Here is a 15598-nt window from a genome sequence, read left to right as displayed (position 1 = left end):
TCTAACCACCATACATTTAAAACCATGTCTTTGTTAAAAATAAACCCGCAGTTACAAGCACTCGGTTTGTTATTGATTGCCATGATCAGTCTACAAAGTAGTGGTTCATTAGCAAAAGTTTTGTTTGAACAATTCCCGATCATTACTGTGTCAGCTCTACGTCTGACATTTAGTGCTGTGATTTTGGCGCTTATTTTTCAAGTTTGGAAAATTCAATTTAAACAAATTAAATGGAAAGCCATTGTCAGTTATGGTGTCGCATTAGCTGGTATGAATATGTTGTTCTATCTTGCCATTGATCGTCTTCCACTCGGTTTAGCAGTTTCATTTGAATTTATTGGTCCACTCAGTGTGGCCTTATATTATGCGCGTCAAAAGTTTGATTTTATTTGGGTTAGTTTGGCCATTATTGGACTGATCCTTTTATTTCCCTTTGACCAAGCCAAACAACCTTTGGATTTACTTGGTGTATTTTTTGCGTTGGCAGCAGGCGCATGTTGGGCACTTTATATTATTGCTGGTCAGCGGCCTTCGGGAGTTTCAGGTAATCACACCGTATGTTTAGGCATGTTTGTTGGAAGTATCATTCTCATGCCGATCGCCCTCGGTATCGGCTTGCCAGCAAGCGTATTTGAAATTAATCATCTAATGTTATTCATCACTTTAGCGTTACTCGCCAGTGCTTTACCCTTTACTTTAGAAATGATTGCACTACGAAATCTAACAGCATTAAGTTTCGGTACCCTGATGAGTATTGAACCAGCTGTTGCCGCATTATCTGGGTTTGTATTTTTGGGTGAGCAATTGTTATGGAATCAATGGCTAGCATTGTTTACCATCATTTGTGCCTCAATTGGCTGCACCTATACCACTCAACACGCCAAACAAAAATGATCTCATACTTAATTTAAACTACATTTTCAATGATGGATTGAAGCACTGTGGTCATCAGAATAATGTTAAAATTTGAGCAGTCTCACTCTTTTTAATTCGGCTTCGTTTTCCCAATGCCAAATGCTCAACTCACTGCCGTGCTGTTCATGGTCTTGTCCATGATCGCCTATCAAATTAGTGCATCCTTCGCAAAGCAGCTTTTTGAAGTTTTAGATCCATTTACTGTGGTCACTTTACGTCTATGCTTTGCATCAATTATGGTTGTATTGATGTTCCGTTCATGGAAAATTCTTCGTCGCCTTCCTTACTTAAAATGGAAAAATCTTCTCTTTTATAGTGGTTCAGTCGCTTTAATGAATGTCTTGTTTTATGCATCATTAGGAAAACTACCACAAGGGATTGCAGTAGGACTTGAGTTCTTAGGCCCACTCACGTTGGCTTTACTGTCAATCCAACATCGAAGTGATTACATTTGGGTCATCCTGGCAATTTTCGGTGTAGCACTGATGGTGCCTTGGCAAGATGCCAATGCGACTAACTTTTCATATCTTGGGGCTGCTATGGCCATTGGTGCGGGCGTTTGTTGGGCATTCTATATTTATTTTGGACAGAAAGTCGTTCGGCAGAATATCGGCATGCATGCTCTCAGCATTGCAATCGTCCTCTCAGCGTTGACATTATTACCGATCAGTATGGTTCATAATCCATACGCATTAGTTCAATTTGAATATTGGCCACAAGCCATCGTCATTGCGCTTTTGGCTACAGCCATTCCCTATGCATTGGATTTATTGGCATTAAAGAATTTAAGTAAAATGTCTTATGGAACGCTATCAAGTTTGTCACCAGCATTAGGTGCATTGACAGGTTGGTTACTGTTGAATGAACACATTACCTTATTACAAGCCGTTGCTTTGGGTTGTATTATGATTGCATCAATTGGTGTTACTTATCGCGCTGCTAGAATGAAATCACATGGCATAGAAACATAAAAAAAGATGGCACATGCCATCTTTTTTATCATGGGATTAAACCAAGCTGTCTTTATCTAATTTCTTATATTTCTTATATTCAGTTTGATATTTTTTAGCCAAACTCTCTTTTTGTTTATCCTCTAGAATTTTTCCTGCTTGCTGAAAAAAACCATGCTCTTCTTCTTCAAGATGATGATGCACGGTTTCTGACAATTTTTTCGCGATGGCTAACCATCCTGGATTACTGAATTCAGTTTCGGTGAGTTGCTCAAGTAATTCGTCCATTTCATGATGTTCAGCTAATGCATGACGCGTAATATTCAAACCTGAATCGGTCATCATCAGTGGAATATAGAAGTATCGGTCTTCTGCCACTGCATGAGCAAACAATTCATTTTTCAGCTGCTCAAATAATGTTCGGCGTTCTGGCGTATCCCCTGAAGTTTGAACCAGCTTCTCAGCAAGTTCACGTTGAACATCATGACTTTCACGTAAAGCTTCAAAAATATTCATCTTGTTATCCTGTCTTATAAATATGATTTGAAAAAAGAAAAACTTGAATGATCTTCAAAACACTCAACTTACTATAAGAGCTTAGGCGATAACTTCGAGATAGGTTTAAGAAGCGATTTGTATAAAAAAGTTTAATGTTGAGAATGGTTTACATTAAGAACATCTGATAACTTAATCGAACAATTAAAATAGATACTAGAATTAAAAACAGAATACGAATAAAACCGCTACCGTATTTAAGCGCCAATTTCACCCCCACAATCGAACCAATCATATTAGCAACAGCCATCATAGCACCCACTGCAAATAAAATGTGGCCTGCAGGAATAAAGAATGTAAGAGCGGCTAAATTGGTCATCACATTACCAATCTTGGCCAAAGCTGCTGCATGCAAAAAATCGACTTGTAAATATCGAATAAAATAAAAAATAAAAAAACTTCCCGTTCCCGGACCGAATAATCCGTCATAAAACCCAATCGCCAAACTTCCTATTCCAGCCAAGATCAGAATCTTAGTGTTTACCGTTTGTGCAATATGAACCTGTCCAAACTCCTTCTTTGACAATGTGTAAATTGCCATCACAATCAGCATCACCAAGACAAAGGGCTGCAAGATTGATTTCGGAATCATGGAAACACTGGCAGCTCCCGCAAAAGAACTGATGGCAGCACATATCGCCACCACCAGTAATAACTTCCATTCAAACTTAACTTTTTTAGCGAAAGTCCACGCGGATGTTGCTGTTCCAACAACCGCAGCTAGCTTATTGGTGCCAAATAATGTTGCTGGCACCATATGAGGAAAAGCACTCATCAATGCTGGAATCTGAATGAGACCACCACCACCGACTGCTGCATCAATCGCGCCTGCGCAAAATGCAAAAAAAATCAGGCTGAGGATGATGTCTAATTCCATAATTGAGTTCGCTTATAAATTTAATACACGTTTAGGAACTAGACGTTTTTTATCAGTAATTTCAGCTAAACCTAAACACTTTTTTTCATCAAATACGAGGACTTGAGATTCGGCAGGATGATCAATATTACTTTCCATCCCACGACAGAAATATTCTGCACGACCTTCTGGTACTTGAACCTTTGGAAAATGATCGACAGGCGCATAAGCAGGCAACAATAATGCTTCACGTTGTTGTTCAGTTAGACTTTCTAAATATTCAATAGTGTACTCTGGCACAATACCAAAATGCCCAGTTTGAATACGATGTAAATATGTTAAGTGCCCATAACTTCCTAAAGCTTGAGCAATATCCTCACCCAATACTCGGATATACGTTCCTTTTGAGCATGTCACATCCAAAGTAATTGAATCTTGAGTGAAAGACATCAGTTCAATGGCAAAAATATGAATTGGACGAGCCTCACGTTCGATTTCAATTCCTTTACGTGCCAGCTCGTACAAAGGACGACCTTCTTTCTTTAAAGCAGAATACATTGGAGGAACTTGTTGAATGTCTCCAACGAATTGCTGAATCACGCTTTGAATTTTATCTTCGTTAAGTTCAATCGGTTGTGCCTCGAGCAAAACTTCACCCTCGACATCACCTGTAGTTGTACTATTTCCCAATTGAATCGTCGTTTGATAACGTTTAGTTGATTCCAGTAAAAAGTGTGAAAACTTGGTCGCTTCACCTAAGCAAATCGGGAGTAAGCCTGATGCTAATGGATCTAAAGCGCCAGTATGACCACCTTTTTCAGCACGATAGAGCCAACGCACTTTTTGTAATGCTGCATTTGAGCTAATCCCCAAAGGTTTGTTGAGTAGAAATACACCACTTATATGACGTCGAGTGATTTTTGGAGATTTAGCAGACATTAGATAATATTCAGATCAGTAAAATACTGCTATTTTATCAAATCCATTTATCGAATATTGATTAAATTTTTATGCATAAAATGTGACATTTGTGGCAAATTATTCTACACCATTAATAATAACTAAATGATTTCATAGGATGTGAAATGAATTCAAAAGCTAAATTGAAAATTACACTGCTGATTGTGGCGTGTCTGATCGTTTTATTCCTTCTCTTTCAATGGTTGAAACCTGACTCAGCTGAATCTGCTGAAAACTCACAACGAGCAGCACAAGATGCCGAAATTCAATCAGAAAATATGGCGCTACAACAAAGTACAACCGTGAATGGTTCTAGCTTTGCAAGTAAAAGTCAGCAAGATATTCAAATCAATTGTCAAATCCAAACCGATAATGCCAACCGTTTGATTGTGAATGAAAATACTAAGAACTGTTTTGAGTTTTTTATTACCCAATACGGCGAAAAAGAGATTCCGCAAATCAAGGCTGATTTTATTAAATTTGCTCAAAGCACCTATCAAGAACCATTACTAGGTCAACTGACAGATTTATGGTCACGTTATGTTCAATATCGTGAAAAAATGGGTGACCTAACACCACCAAACCATGACAAAGAAAGTGCGCAGTATTACAAAGCTATTTTTAATCAGATGAAATCATTGCGTAAACAATTTTTTTCAGACTATGAAATTGAAGGTTTATTTGGTATCGAAGATGAATATCATGATTATACCTTGGCTCGCATGAGTGTCATGGAAGATAAAAATTTATCTGAAAAACAAAAAGCCGATAAATTAAAAGAACTGTTCAATGATCTACCTGAAGATTGGAAAGAAAATTTAAAACAACTTTCTCAACTCGAAGATCTTCGTCAATTAACTGCAGAAATTAAAGCACGTGGTGGTAGCGCAGAAGAAATTCGTCAAATGCGTCTCAGCTTAGTGGGTCCTGAAGCAACACAACGTCTAGAAAATCTTGATGGACAGCGCTCAAATTGGAAAAGCAAGGTCAATCAATATTTATCTGAACGTGACAGCATTGTAAAAAGTAATATGAGCCCTAGTGCAAAGCAGGAAGCTGTACAACGCCTCCGTTCTCAACATTTTAATAATTCACAAGAGCAACTTCGGGTAGAAACATTCGAGCAAGTTCATGATCAAGGCGGTCAACTTCCTTTTGCCGATTAATCTTTTCAAGGAACACATTCATTCACAGGGAAGAACGATGAAAAACTTAAAACTTAAATTGATACCTATGACGTTAGCATTCGTCACAACGGTATGCTTATCAAGCTCATTCACTGCCCACGCAGGTCCGGGATTACTCGAAGTAAATGAGACAAAGATCGGTAGTTATGCAAAAACCAAATATCCTATTGTGATGACACACGGTTGGTTAGGCTGGTCTCGCATAGGCAATGAAACATTCAATATTGACTATTGGTATCAAATCTTACCTGATCTATCGCGCCATGGTGCACGCGTTTTTGCAGCACAACTCTCACCTGCTCATACGACTGAATTTCGAGGAGAACAATTAATTTCTCAGGTTGAAGAAGTAATTGCGATTACTGGGCAGAAAAAGGTCAATCTGATTGGTCATTCGCACGGCGGACCGACTGTGCGTTATGTTGCAGCAGTAAAACCCGACTATGTTGCTTCTGTTACTGGTGTAGGAGGGACTTTCAGAGGTTCTATGGTCGCAGATAAAATTCAAAATAATGAAGCAACTCGAACAATATTTAATATTTTAGGGGATTACATCATTCCCCCATTAATTGCTTATGCACAAGGTCGTCCTGATATGCCGATCAGCTTTGATGCTTCGATGAAATCATTAACTGAAACAGGCTCTGCTGCATTTAATGAACGTTTTCCAACAAAAGCTCTCGCGTCAAGTTGTACTCGTTTAGGCAGCCCAATAGACAACGGAATCTTTTATTATTCTTGGACTGGTGTTGCACAAACCACCAACCTCTTAGATATCGATACCATTTTAATGCAGCTCGGGCCTTTATCGTATGGCAATAAAGATAATGATGGCATGGTTGGGCGCTGTAGCACGCATATTGGACGTGTGATTCGTGATGATTACAAACTAAATCATACCGATTTAGCTAATATGATGTTCGGTCTCAAAGGTTTATTTGCCCCAGATCCTATTTCACTTTATCGCCAGCATGCCAATCGTTTGAAACTGACAGGACTCTAGACGCACAAAATAGCGCAGTTAAATGGAAAGCTATTCATCAGAATAGCTTTTCCGACCATCAGCGACTCTCGACAAAATTTAAATAATGCTTTTTGAACACATTTGCTAATGATTAAATCCTTTAATTATTTCAACTTTTGATTCTTTTTTGCTTTTTATATGTTAATTCGGCAAGCTAAATTGGCATTTTTTGTATCTTGTTGCATTCAATAACATCTTTTAAGGTCTTCTGTATGTTCATCTGGAAGAACATCATAGACTCACTAAAAACTAGGAATAATAATGAAAATAAAACACATTCTAGGCTCGCTGGTAACAGCGCTATGTCTAACATCTACGACAACTTATGCTACTCAAGCTCAACACATCAAAGTCTCAAGTGTCAAATCTGACTATGCCAAAACGAAATATCCTATTGTATTCACTCATGGAATGGTTGGATTTATACGTTTGGGCACTGAAAGTCTAGGCATGGATTACTGGTATCAAATTTTACCTGATCTAGCGAGAAACGGTGCAAACACATGGGCGGCTAGAATGTCTCCTTTCAATTCTTCTGAAGTCCGAGGTGAACAATATGTTCAACAACTTGAAGAAGTTATGGCGATTACTGGTGCTGACAAACTCAATCTGATTGGTCATAGTCATGGTGCAAACTCTGTTCGTTATGCCGCAGGTGTAATGCCTGAACATGTTGCATCGGTGATGACTGTAGCCGGTGCCAACAAAGGTACAATCATCGCGTCAGATGTATTAAAAATCGCAGATAAAACAGGAACATCTGAGCTACTGAATGTTCTCATCAGCACTTTTGGTAAAGTCATTATGTGGGCGCAAGGTCTTCCTGCTGATACGTTCCCACATGATGCGATGGCCGCTGGTGTGAGTACATCTGTTGAAGGAACTGCCTTGTTTAATCAAAAATTCCCTCTCGGTTTACCATTAACCCACTGTGGCGAAGGTGCTTATCAAGAAAAAGGAATTCATTTATATTCAATGACAGGAAACAAGCCTTTTACGAATGCCTTGGATCTAGGTGACCCTGTCATGGTTCTATTTGACCGTTTGTCGGTTCATAAAGCAGGAAAAAATGATGGCATCGTTCCTGTTTGTAGTGCTCATTTTGGTAAAACTATTCGTGATGACTTTCCGTGGAATCATTTAGATGAGGTGAACTTGCTGTTCGGAATTAAAGGATTTTTTGCCCCTGACCCAGTTGCAGTTTATAGACAGCACGCCAACCGCCTTAAATTACAAGGACTTTAAATCTCTAGCTCTTTAATTGAGTAATTGCTTTCAAATTCATTAGGCTGGATTTGAAAGCAGATTCAAATCATCATCAAAATAGTTCATTGATCAAATTTACCTCTCTTTTTTAACCTTAAAAATTTACCATTCATCTATTCGATATTTAAAACGTGATTTACATCACTATAATCAATTTAACTCTAGGATTAGGGTTTGATAATAAAAAGTTGAGGATGATGATGAAATACAACAAAATTATGGCGTGCCTACTTACGTCTGCAGCTTGCTTAACGACTCAATTATCTAATGCTTCTGCATTAGAAGTGAAACCTGTAACCTCGACACTCGGCAAATACAATACCTACGCAAAAACTAAATACCCAATCGTATTTGCACACGGACTAACAGGATTTGTCCGTCTTGGTACAGAGAGCTTTGGTTTAGATTATTGGCACCAAATCTTGCCAGATCTAGCGCGTAATGGTGCCAATGTCTGGCCTACACGAGTATCTCCATTCAACTCCAATGAAATTCGTGGAGAGCAATTGCTTCAACAAGTTGAAGATATTTTAGCCATTACTGGTGCACAAAAAGTGAACTTAATTGGGCATAGTCAAGGTGGACCATCAATACGTTATATTGGTGGAACAATTCCTGAACATGTGGCATCCATGACCACTGTCGCTGGTGTGAATAAAGGATCACCTATGGCGGACTTTATCTTGCGTTCAGAAGGAACAGGACTTGATACTGTGCTTGCGACAGCGATGAATTTTGTCTCGGGAGCAATTGTTTGGGCACAAGGATTAAATGCGAAAAGCCTGCCACATGATTCGCTTGCCTCGGCTAAAAGTTTATCTACATCAGGCTCATTAGCCTTTACAGAACGTTTCCCTGCGGGTGTACCAACCACAAAATGTGGTGAGGGTGCATATCAAGTCAATGGCATGCGTATGTATTCATTTACTGGTAATACACCGTTTACCAATGCCCTTGATCCATCGGATTATGCAATGCAAGCGGCATCTTTCATTGTATCTAAGGATGGTGCAAATGATGGTTTAGTCCCAGTTTGCAGTGCTCGCTTCGGACAAACGATTCGCGATGATTACCGTTGGAATCATTTAGATGAGGTCAATCAAATGATGGAGATGACTAGCATTTTTGCAGCAGATCCAGTATCAGTTTATCGACAACACGCAAATCGTTTGAAACTTCAAGGACTATAATCTTCTCAAGCCTCCATACGCTCATCACGAAATTATGGAGGCTTGTCTTAAAAATCGTTCCCTAAAATTTAAATCCACTTTTCTTTCCATTTGCTTCGCTATACTCTTATTGTGACAACGGAAATTGTCGAGTATTTCAATCCATCTAAGGAATAGAGATGAGAAAATTTATTTTGGGGACATGCCTCTCTTTCGCCTGTTTAATTGGCACGAGTTACGCTGCTACAGCACCTGAACAAGTGACTTCAAAATTTCAAACTGCCTATGCAAAAACCCAGTATCCAATCGTATTTAGTCACGGAATGTCTGGTTTTATCCGTATTGGCACTGATCCACTCGGTGTAGATTATTGGTATCAAATTTTACCTGATCTCGCCCGTAACGGTGCAAATGTATGGGCTTCCCGTGTATCGCCATTTAACTCATCAGAAATTCGGGGTGAGCAACTTTTACATCAAGTTGAAGAAGTCATTGCACTCACTGGATCGCCTAAGGTTAATCTAATCGGTCACTCTCACGGCGGGCCCACAATTCGATATGTCGCAGGTGTAAGACCTGAATTAGTCGCATCAATGACAGCGATTGGGGCGCCACATCAAGGCTCACCAGTGTCTGATTTTATATTAAAAATTCGTGATACAGCACCAATCCTTGAAACACCAATTGTGGCTGTAGTCAATCTACTGTCTAAAGCTATTATTTGGGCACAGGGACTTGATCCAGCATCCTTCCCTCATGACTCACTTGCGGGAGCCAATAGTTTGAGCTTAGCAGGATCAGCAATATTTAATCAAAAATATCCTATAGGCGTTCCTCAAAACTCATGCTCTGAAGGTTTATATCGTGAACAAGGAATATATAACTATTCCTTTGCGGGTATCGGAACGGTCACAAACCCACTTGATCTAGACTCAGCTTTAAAAATTACCAGTCTATTAATTGATGGTGGTCAAGAGAATGATGGACTAGTTTCACGTTGTAGTGCGAAATTCGGTAAAACCATCCGTGATGATCTCAATTGGAATCATCTAGATGAAGTCAATCAAGTGCTTGGTTTAAAAAGTGTCTTTGCGCCAGATCCAGTCTCGATGTATCGTCAACATGCAAATCGCCTTAAACAACAAGGTCTCTAATATATTTTTTTGTCTGCACTCATCTCTAGATGGGTCCAGACTGTTTAAATAGCCCTCATTAGCATGACATATCTATCCTATAAATGAGTCACCCATCCAATTTATATCAATAAATTTGCATTTTATCTCTTTTTTATAGACTTAAGTCACAATTTTAGTATCTTAAATTATGGCGATGGATATCGCCTGAATCATAAAAATAAACGAATCACTGAATGATTATCGAAAATGAAACTAAAAAAAATAGTCATGAGCCTATGCATAGGTTCATGTTTTCTTCCTGTTGCACAAGCCTCAACGCAAATTAAAGATTTAGCCGTTAACCATACCGTCAAAACACCTAAATCAAATTATGCACAAACCCAATACCCTATTGTGCTTGCCCATGGCTTATTTGGCTTTGGTAGTATGGTCGGTGTTGACTACTTTTATCAGATCACTCCTGATCTTGCTCGAAATGGTGCAAACATCTGGCAAACACGTGTTTCAACGATGAACTCAAGTGAAGTGCGAGGCGAACAAGCACTGAGTCAAGTTGAAGAGATACTTGCCATTACCGGCAAGCAAAAAGTGAATTTAATCGGACATAGTCATGGTGGTCAGACTGTTCGATATATTGCAGGTGTTATACCTGATCATGTCGCATCTGTTACGACAATTGCTTCTGGAAATCAAGGAGCAAGAATGGCTGATATACTAGAAGGTGTTCTGGTAGGTAATATTTTAGAAGCACCTGCTCGCGCGATTTTTGACAATCTGGTATCGCCAGTGATTACATTCGCATCTGGTCTTGATCCAAAAGTCTTTCCTTATGATGCTAAAGCAGCCCTACAAAGTTTAGGAACGAAAGAATCACTCAAATTTAGTCAGAATTTTCCAAATGGTGTACCTACAACCCAATGTGGTGAAGGGGCTTATCGTGTCAACAATACTCATTATTATTCATTTATGGGTAACTCTCCATTTAATACCGCTTTAGATCCATCTGATTATGGCATGTTAGCTTCTTCTCTTTTGGCTGAAAAAGATGGAGATGGAATTGTAGGGCGTTGCTCCGCTCGATTTGGCAAGGTCATTCGTGATAATTATAAATGGAATCATTTAGATGAAATTAACCATCTACTCGGTTTAAAAAGCATTTTTGCACCAAGCGCTGTAGATGTTTATCGTCAGCATGCAAATCGACTTAAACTCCAAGGGCTATAAAACCTAAACACAAAGGGTGAGCTTTTCACCCTTTCTTTCAGTTTAATAATGATTAACATTTAGTCGGATTTATCTTATTTTTGTTTAGTTTTTCTTTACAATATTTTTTGACAATAAATATTGTCTTTTTAAGGAAGACAAAATGAAAACAAAAAAAATGATCCCAGCACTTCTGCTAAGTCTGGTAGGATTATCTCAACTTACATATACTTCCGGCCTGATCGATGTCGAAGCTAAATACGTAAATACCAATTATGCGCAAACTAAATACCCTATTGTTATGGCCCATGGCTTTGCATTAGGTTTTAGCCGCATTGGTACAGAACATTTCGGTTTAGATCAGTTCTATCAAATTACCCCTGACCTCGCACGAAATGGTGCACGTGTTTTTGTCGCTCAAATGTCTCCTGTCGAATCAACTGTGGTTCGTGGTGAGCAGCTGTTACAACAAGTAGAAACAGCTTTAGCTATTACGGGTAAAGACAAGGTCAATTTGATCGGCCATAGTCATGGAGGACCTACTGTACGTTACGTTGAAGCCATTGCTCCTAAGAAAGTTGCTTCTCTAACTGCTGTTGCAGGCAGTATTAAGGGCTCTCCCCTAGGAGATACTTTCGTAAATAGTAAAGTGCTTAATAGTGTAGCAAAATTAGTTATTGGTGATATTTTGGCACCTGCAATTTCAATTATGGAAGGTAATCCAAGTCTTAGCGTTAATTACGAACAATCCATGTATGATCTTTCTGTAAAAGGTTCTTTAGAATTTAATCAAAAGTTCCCTTCTGCTGCGATCCCAAAAGACTGTAATTCTAACGGTTCATCACAAACGGCTAACGACGTATATCATTATTCTTGGATTGGTTCTTCAAAGGTGACCATTGTTCTCGATATTTTAGATACCGCAATTGTTGTCTTAGGGACAGCGATTATGCCTAATGAACGCAATCACGATGGTCTCGTGCCTATTTGTAGTGCTAAATACGGCAAAGTAATTCGTGATAATTACAACTTAAATCATTTTGATGAAGTCAATCAAATACTTGGGCTTAAAGGCTTCTTTGCTCCTGATCCAGTATCAATCTTTAGACAACATGCCAATCGTTTGAAGATTCAAGGTTTGTAAGTTTTGATCATAAAAAAATGCGCCAAAAGGCGCATTTTTTTGCTTCGAAGCAAGGCTAAAATTAACCTTGTTTACGAGCTGGTAACTTTTCACGAATACGTGCAGCTTTACCAGAAAGTTCACGTAGGTAATAAAGTTTAGCACGACGAACGTCACCACGACGTTTAACTTCGATTTTAGCTACGATTGGTGAATGAGTTTGGAAAACACGCTCAACACCAACACCGCTAGAAATTTTACGTACTGTGAACGCAGAGTTCAAACCACGGTTTTTCTTAGCGATTACAACGCCTTCGAACGCTTGTAGACGTTCACGGTCGCCTTCTTTTACTTTTACTTGGACAACTACTGTGTCACCTGGTGCAAAAGCTGGGATGTCTTGTTTAAGCTGAGCATTTTCTACAGCTTGTACTAAAGGATGCTTACCGCTCATGGGGTATCTCCAATATGTGTGGGTCAGAAGAGGTCTGATATCCACTGGGGCTAGAGGCTAAGGCGCATAGACCCGATTGACTTTCCCTTCATGCTTGACCGCTTCAATGCATAAAGAGCCTATTTAATACTTCAAGCAATATACTTGAGGTCATATTTGCTTAAATAAATCTAAAAGATTTATTTTTGCGAATCTTTGAGCCATTTCTTTTGCTGCTTAGTCAACTCAACTTTTTCAACCAATTCAGGTCGACGTTCAAGCGTTCGTTGATAGCGCTGCAAAAAACGCCATTTTTCAATATTTGCATGATGACCTGATTTTAGTACCTCAGGCACATCCAAACCTTCAAAATGATCAGGCTTTGTATATTGCGGACAGTCGAGTAAACCATCCACAAATGAGTCTTGAACGTGTGATTGTTCATCAGACATTGCACCCGGAAGTCTCCGAATAATACTGTCCAATAAAACCATCGCAGGCAGTTCTCCCCCAGATAAAACGTAATCCCCTATGGACCATTCCTGATCAACATATTTTTGGATCAAACGCTCATCAACACCTTCATAACGACCACACAATACAATTAATCCGTCATATTGCACGAAATCTTGTACTGAAGGTTCGTTTAAGGTTTTACCTTGTGGCGACATATACACCACAGGTACATGAACAGCACCTGCTCGCGTTGCAAGCTCTTTGGCACGATGAATTGCTTTTGCCAATGGCTCAGCCATCATCACCATACCAGGACCACCACCAAATGGACGCTCATCCACTCGTTTGTAGTTCCCTGTTGCAAAATCACGAGGATTAATACAATGAATTTGCATTAAATCGCGTTTCGCTGCGCGACCGCTAATACCAAAACTTGTAATCGCTTCAAACATTTCAGGAAAAAGCGTAATGACTGCAAAAAACATCGCAGACTCCCGTATTTCCGAAAATATTAGTAATCTACGCCCCAATTGACATAGATACGACCAGTTTCGAGATCAACGCGTTGCACCACATCTTTATGCCATGGAATCATTCGCTCTTCGCCATCGACACTGTCAGCAGTTGCGCGAACTACCATCACATCGTTAGCACCTGTTTCAAACAATTCGTGGATTTGACCAAGATTGACTTCTTGCTCTTCATCATCCAGACCTAACACTGTTAGACCCTTTAGATCAGACCAATAATACTCGTCCACGCCTGGTTGAGGCAGTTGCGATTTAGAAATCCAGATATTTGCGCCAACTAAATTGTCTGCTGCAGTACGATCACTCACACCTTTCAGCGAAACAACTAAGCCTTTACCATGTGGCTTCCAACGTTTCACATCTACAATTTGCCAACCTGCTTTGGTCTCGATGTACCAAGGCAGATAGTCAAATATGTTGCTCATAGGTTCTGTATTGGAATAGACCCAGAGCCACCCATTTAATCCATAAGCTGAACGTAGCTGTCCAATCTGAATACGATCTTCGGGAACATTCTGTGTTGGTGTCATGGGCTAGCTTCTACCGTATTAAACAGCAGCTGCAGCTTTTTTAGCTTGAGCAGCTAATGAAGCAACACGTTCAGAAGGTTGAGCACCTTGAGCAACCCAGTGAGCGAAACGATCAGCATCTAAACGAAGTTTTTCTGCTTTACCTTGAGCTGTAGGGTTGAAGAAACCGATACGTTCGATGAAACGACCGTCACGTGCATTACGGCTATCAGTCACGATGATTTGATAGAACGGACGTTTTTTAGCACCACCGCGTGCAAGACGAATAACAACCATGATAGAACCTTATAGTTTTTACGGATTATCCCTGCACCGACCATCGATACATTTCAAACCCCTTTCATAGAGGGCAGTATTTTACGTGAACTTTGATCCGATTGAAAGCTCAAAAATTATTTATCCACATTTTTGAATTTAAATTTATTTTCCATCCCAGTTTGTACTTGAAGAAGGTGTACAAGAAGCTGCTTTCACCCAACATTTTTCATTGGCTTCATTTATGACAAAGTGACCATCTGTGTGCATCAATTTTCCACTCATAGGCACTGCACTCAACACCCAACTGTTGTTGGTTACATCTGATATACCAACCGTATAGACAGGATCATAATGCGGAACTTCAACTCGATTTTGCGCATTGGTCTGAAATCCCAATTCAGCCAACGTGACTGCTTTGCCATCCGGTTTAATATAACTGTAATTCGCAACCTGATAGTGCTGAAGTCGAGCTGCAATATCTGCCAATGTGGTTTTTACTTCGACACGTTTAGTTTTACGAACATATTCTTGGTAGGACGGATAGGCAATCATGGCTAAAATTCCAATGATGACCACTGCAATCATAACCTCTACTAAAGTAAATCCTGAATTACCATTGTTTTGCATTTGCACCACATCCTGTATATGCATTGACTTCTTTTAAGTCATTTTCCACCAAATATTCTGTTTTACAACGAATACCCTGACTCGTCGCCAAAAACGCATCATAGCCTGTCTGCGTTGGTACAGCTCGAATCCCCCATGCCCGTCCCAAGCCCTGATCTGAACTTAATAAGGTTTTAGGTGTTTTTTCACTGATATCGGCAATACTAATCACATATTTTGGTTTCTTCGCATCAGGCAGGGAAATACTCGTCATTGAAGTATCTTGATCGTAGATATACTTCGCATCAAAACCTCGATAGGAAAAACTGCGACTTTTATAGCGTTCAAGTGGCTTTGTTGCATAAAGGTTTGAAAGGCTGAGTTCCCTTAAGCTACTCAAATTTAAGAGACAACTTGGGTATGAGGGCGACCTAATTCTGT

At 39.5% G+C, this 15598-nt stretch carries 18 protein-coding genes; 9 read left to right on the top strand and 9 right to left on the bottom strand.

The window, feature by feature from the left end:
* Window positions 1-24: 24 nt before the first annotated feature.
* The gene (locus AC1M9D_RS05215) at window positions 25-894 is read left to right on the top strand and encodes an EamA family transporter (protein WP_481611645.1); all 870 of its coding nucleotides are present in this window, start codon (window positions 25-27) and stop codon (window positions 892-894) included.
* Between the two features lie 113 nt (window positions 895-1007).
* The gene (locus tag AC1M9D_RS05210) at window positions 1008-1886 is read left to right on the top strand and encodes an EamA family transporter (RefSeq protein WP_481611644.1); all 879 of its coding nucleotides are present in this window, start codon (window positions 1008-1010) and stop codon (window positions 1884-1886) included.
* A 36-nt stretch (window positions 1887-1922) separates the two neighbouring features.
* Here AC1M9D_RS05210 and AC1M9D_RS05205 read toward each other — a convergent pair whose 3' ends face one another.
* The 3 genes from AC1M9D_RS05205 to truB all read right to left on the bottom strand — a co-directional run bounded on the left by AC1M9D_RS05205 (window position 1923) and on the right by truB (window position 4215).
* Window positions 1923-2381: a hemerythrin domain-containing protein gene (locus AC1M9D_RS05205; RefSeq protein WP_035264279.1), complete on the bottom strand. Its 459-nt coding sequence runs from the start codon at window positions 2379-2381 to the stop codon at window positions 1923-1925.
* A 148-nt stretch (window positions 2382-2529) separates the two neighbouring features.
* A complete protein-coding gene (locus AC1M9D_RS05200) occupies window positions 2530-3297 on the bottom strand; it encodes a sulfite exporter TauE/SafE family protein (RefSeq protein WP_481611643.1) in 768 nt (255 codons plus the stop codon).
* Between the two features lie 12 nt (window positions 3298-3309).
* A complete protein-coding gene (truB, locus tag AC1M9D_RS05195; protein WP_035264283.1) occupies window positions 3310-4215 on the bottom strand; it encodes a tRNA pseudouridine(55) synthase TruB in 906 nt (301 codons plus the stop codon).
* 146 nt (window positions 4216-4361) lie between these two features.
* Here truB and AC1M9D_RS05190 point away from each other — a divergent pair, with 146 nt between their 5' ends.
* The 7 genes from AC1M9D_RS05190 to AC1M9D_RS05160 all read left to right on the top strand — a co-directional run bounded on the left by AC1M9D_RS05190 (window position 4362) and on the right by AC1M9D_RS05160 (window position 12365).
* Window positions 4362-5402, top strand: a complete 1041-nt coding sequence (locus AC1M9D_RS05190; RefSeq protein WP_481590088.1) for a lipase secretion chaperone — start codon at window positions 4362-4364, stop codon at window positions 5400-5402.
* 37 nt (window positions 5403-5439) lie between these two features.
* Entirely contained in the window at window positions 5440-6426 is a 987-nt protein-coding gene (locus AC1M9D_RS05185) for an esterase/lipase family protein (RefSeq protein ID WP_481611642.1), read from the top strand.
* A gap of 282 nt (window positions 6427-6708) precedes the next feature.
* Window positions 6709-7692: an esterase/lipase family protein gene (locus AC1M9D_RS05180; protein WP_481611641.1), complete on the top strand. Its 984-nt coding sequence runs from the start codon at window positions 6709-6711 to the stop codon at window positions 7690-7692.
* A 221-nt stretch (window positions 7693-7913) separates the two neighbouring features.
* Window positions 7914-8903: a lipase family alpha/beta hydrolase gene (locus AC1M9D_RS05175; protein ID WP_481611640.1), complete on the top strand. Its 990-nt coding sequence runs from the start codon at window positions 7914-7916 to the stop codon at window positions 8901-8903.
* Window positions 8904-9061: 158 nt separating this feature from the next.
* A complete protein-coding gene (locus AC1M9D_RS05170) occupies window positions 9062-10036 on the top strand; it encodes an esterase/lipase family protein (RefSeq protein WP_481611639.1) in 975 nt (324 codons plus the stop codon).
* Between the two features lie 228 nt (window positions 10037-10264).
* Window positions 10265-11242 carry a lipase family alpha/beta hydrolase gene (locus AC1M9D_RS05165; RefSeq protein WP_481590092.1) on the top strand — a complete coding sequence of 326 codons (978 nt, stop codon included), beginning with the start codon at window positions 10265-10267 and terminating at the stop codon, window positions 11240-11242.
* 142 nt (window positions 11243-11384) lie between these two features.
* The gene (locus tag AC1M9D_RS05160) at window positions 11385-12365 is read left to right on the top strand and encodes a lipase family alpha/beta hydrolase (protein ID WP_481611638.1); all 981 of its coding nucleotides are present in this window, start codon (window positions 11385-11387) and stop codon (window positions 12363-12365) included.
* Window positions 12366-12426: 61 nt separating this feature from the next.
* On the opposite strand, the gene rplS is transcribed toward AC1M9D_RS05160, so the two are convergent.
* From rplS to AC1M9D_RS05130, 6 genes are all read right to left on the bottom strand, one after another.
* A complete protein-coding gene (rplS, locus tag AC1M9D_RS05155; RefSeq protein WP_004787066.1) occupies window positions 12427-12798 on the bottom strand; it encodes a 50S ribosomal protein L19 in 372 nt (123 codons plus the stop codon).
* Window positions 12799-12977: 179 nt separating this feature from the next.
* Window positions 12978-13718 carry a tRNA (guanosine(37)-N1)-methyltransferase TrmD gene (gene trmD / locus AC1M9D_RS05150; RefSeq protein ID WP_481611637.1) on the bottom strand — a complete coding sequence of 247 codons (741 nt, stop codon included), beginning with the start codon at window positions 13716-13718 and terminating at the stop codon, window positions 12978-12980.
* A gap of 26 nt (window positions 13719-13744) precedes the next feature.
* Window positions 13745-14293, bottom strand: coding sequence for a ribosome maturation factor RimM (rimM, locus tag AC1M9D_RS05145; RefSeq protein ID WP_035264305.1), 549 nt, complete (start codon window positions 14291-14293; stop codon window positions 13745-13747).
* 18 nt (window positions 14294-14311) lie between these two features.
* Window positions 14312-14569, bottom strand: coding sequence for a 30S ribosomal protein S16 (gene rpsP / locus AC1M9D_RS05140; RefSeq protein ID WP_035264308.1), 258 nt, complete (start codon window positions 14567-14569; stop codon window positions 14312-14314).
* Window positions 14570-14713: 144 nt separating this feature from the next.
* On the bottom strand, window positions 14714-15178 hold the full coding sequence (locus AC1M9D_RS05135) for a type IV pilin protein (RefSeq protein ID WP_481611636.1): 465 nt from the start codon (window positions 15176-15178) through the stop codon (window positions 14714-14716).
* Window positions 15162-15598 (bottom strand): hypothetical protein (locus tag AC1M9D_RS05130; protein WP_481611635.1); only part of this gene is annotated, 437 nt, incomplete at its 5' end. The genes AC1M9D_RS05135 and AC1M9D_RS05130, both read right to left, overlap by 17 nt.

It is taken from the genome of Acinetobacter sp. ANC_7682 (genome assembly GCF_056779795.1).
The sequence above is the reverse complement of the archived record's forward strand: the minus strand, read 5'-3'. Positions and strand labels throughout refer to the sequence as shown.

What these genes read in the sequence shown, in the direction of transcription:
- rpsP (WP_035264308.1), bottom strand. Translation starts at nt 14,569, where the DNA reads ATGGTTGTTATTCGTCTTGCACGCGGTGGTGCTAAAAAACGTCCGTTC.
- AC1M9D_RS05180 (WP_481611641.1), top strand. Translation starts at nt 6,709, where the DNA reads ATGAAAATAAAACACATTCTAGGCTCGCTGGTAACAGCGCTATGTCTA.
- AC1M9D_RS05210 (WP_481611644.1), top strand. Translation starts at nt 1,008, where the DNA reads ATGCCAAATGCTCAACTCACTGCCGTGCTGTTCATGGTCTTGTCCATG.
- AC1M9D_RS05165 (WP_481590092.1), top strand. Translation starts at nt 10,265, where the DNA reads ATGAAACTAAAAAAAATAGTCATGAGCCTATGCATAGGTTCATGTTTT.
- AC1M9D_RS05205 (WP_035264279.1), bottom strand. Translation starts at nt 2,381, where the DNA reads ATGAATATTTTTGAAGCTTTACGTGAAAGTCATGATGTTCAACGTGAA.
- trmD (WP_481611637.1), bottom strand. Translation starts at nt 13,718, where the DNA reads ATGTTTTTTGCAGTCATTACGCTTTTTCCTGAAATGTTTGAAGCGATT.
- AC1M9D_RS05190 (WP_481590088.1), top strand. Translation starts at nt 4,362, where the DNA reads ATGAATTCAAAAGCTAAATTGAAAATTACACTGCTGATTGTGGCGTGT.
- AC1M9D_RS05160 (WP_481611638.1), top strand. Translation starts at nt 11,385, where the DNA reads ATGAAAACAAAAAAAATGATCCCAGCACTTCTGCTAAGTCTGGTAGGA.
- AC1M9D_RS05215 (WP_481611645.1), top strand. Translation starts at nt 25, where the DNA reads ATGTCTTTGTTAAAAATAAACCCGCAGTTACAAGCACTCGGTTTGTTA.
- AC1M9D_RS05170 (WP_481611639.1), top strand. Translation starts at nt 9,062, where the DNA reads ATGAGAAAATTTATTTTGGGGACATGCCTCTCTTTCGCCTGTTTAATT.
- AC1M9D_RS05135 (WP_481611636.1), bottom strand. Translation starts at nt 15,178, where the DNA reads ATGCAAAACAATGGTAATTCAGGATTTACTTTAGTAGAGGTTATGATT.
- truB (WP_035264283.1), bottom strand. Translation starts at nt 4,215, where the DNA reads ATGTCTGCTAAATCTCCAAAAATCACTCGACGTCATATAAGTGGTGTA.
- rplS (WP_004787066.1), bottom strand. Translation starts at nt 12,798, where the DNA reads ATGAGCGGTAAGCATCCTTTAGTACAAGCTGTAGAAAATGCTCAGCTT.
- AC1M9D_RS05175 (WP_481611640.1), top strand. Translation starts at nt 7,914, where the DNA reads ATGAAATACAACAAAATTATGGCGTGCCTACTTACGTCTGCAGCTTGC.
- AC1M9D_RS05200 (WP_481611643.1), bottom strand. Translation starts at nt 3,297, where the DNA reads ATGGAATTAGACATCATCCTCAGCCTGATTTTTTTTGCATTTTGCGCA.
- AC1M9D_RS05185 (WP_481611642.1), top strand. Translation starts at nt 5,440, where the DNA reads ATGAAAAACTTAAAACTTAAATTGATACCTATGACGTTAGCATTCGTC.
- rimM (WP_035264305.1), bottom strand. Translation starts at nt 14,293, where the DNA reads ATGACACCAACACAGAATGTTCCCGAAGATCGTATTCAGATTGGACAG.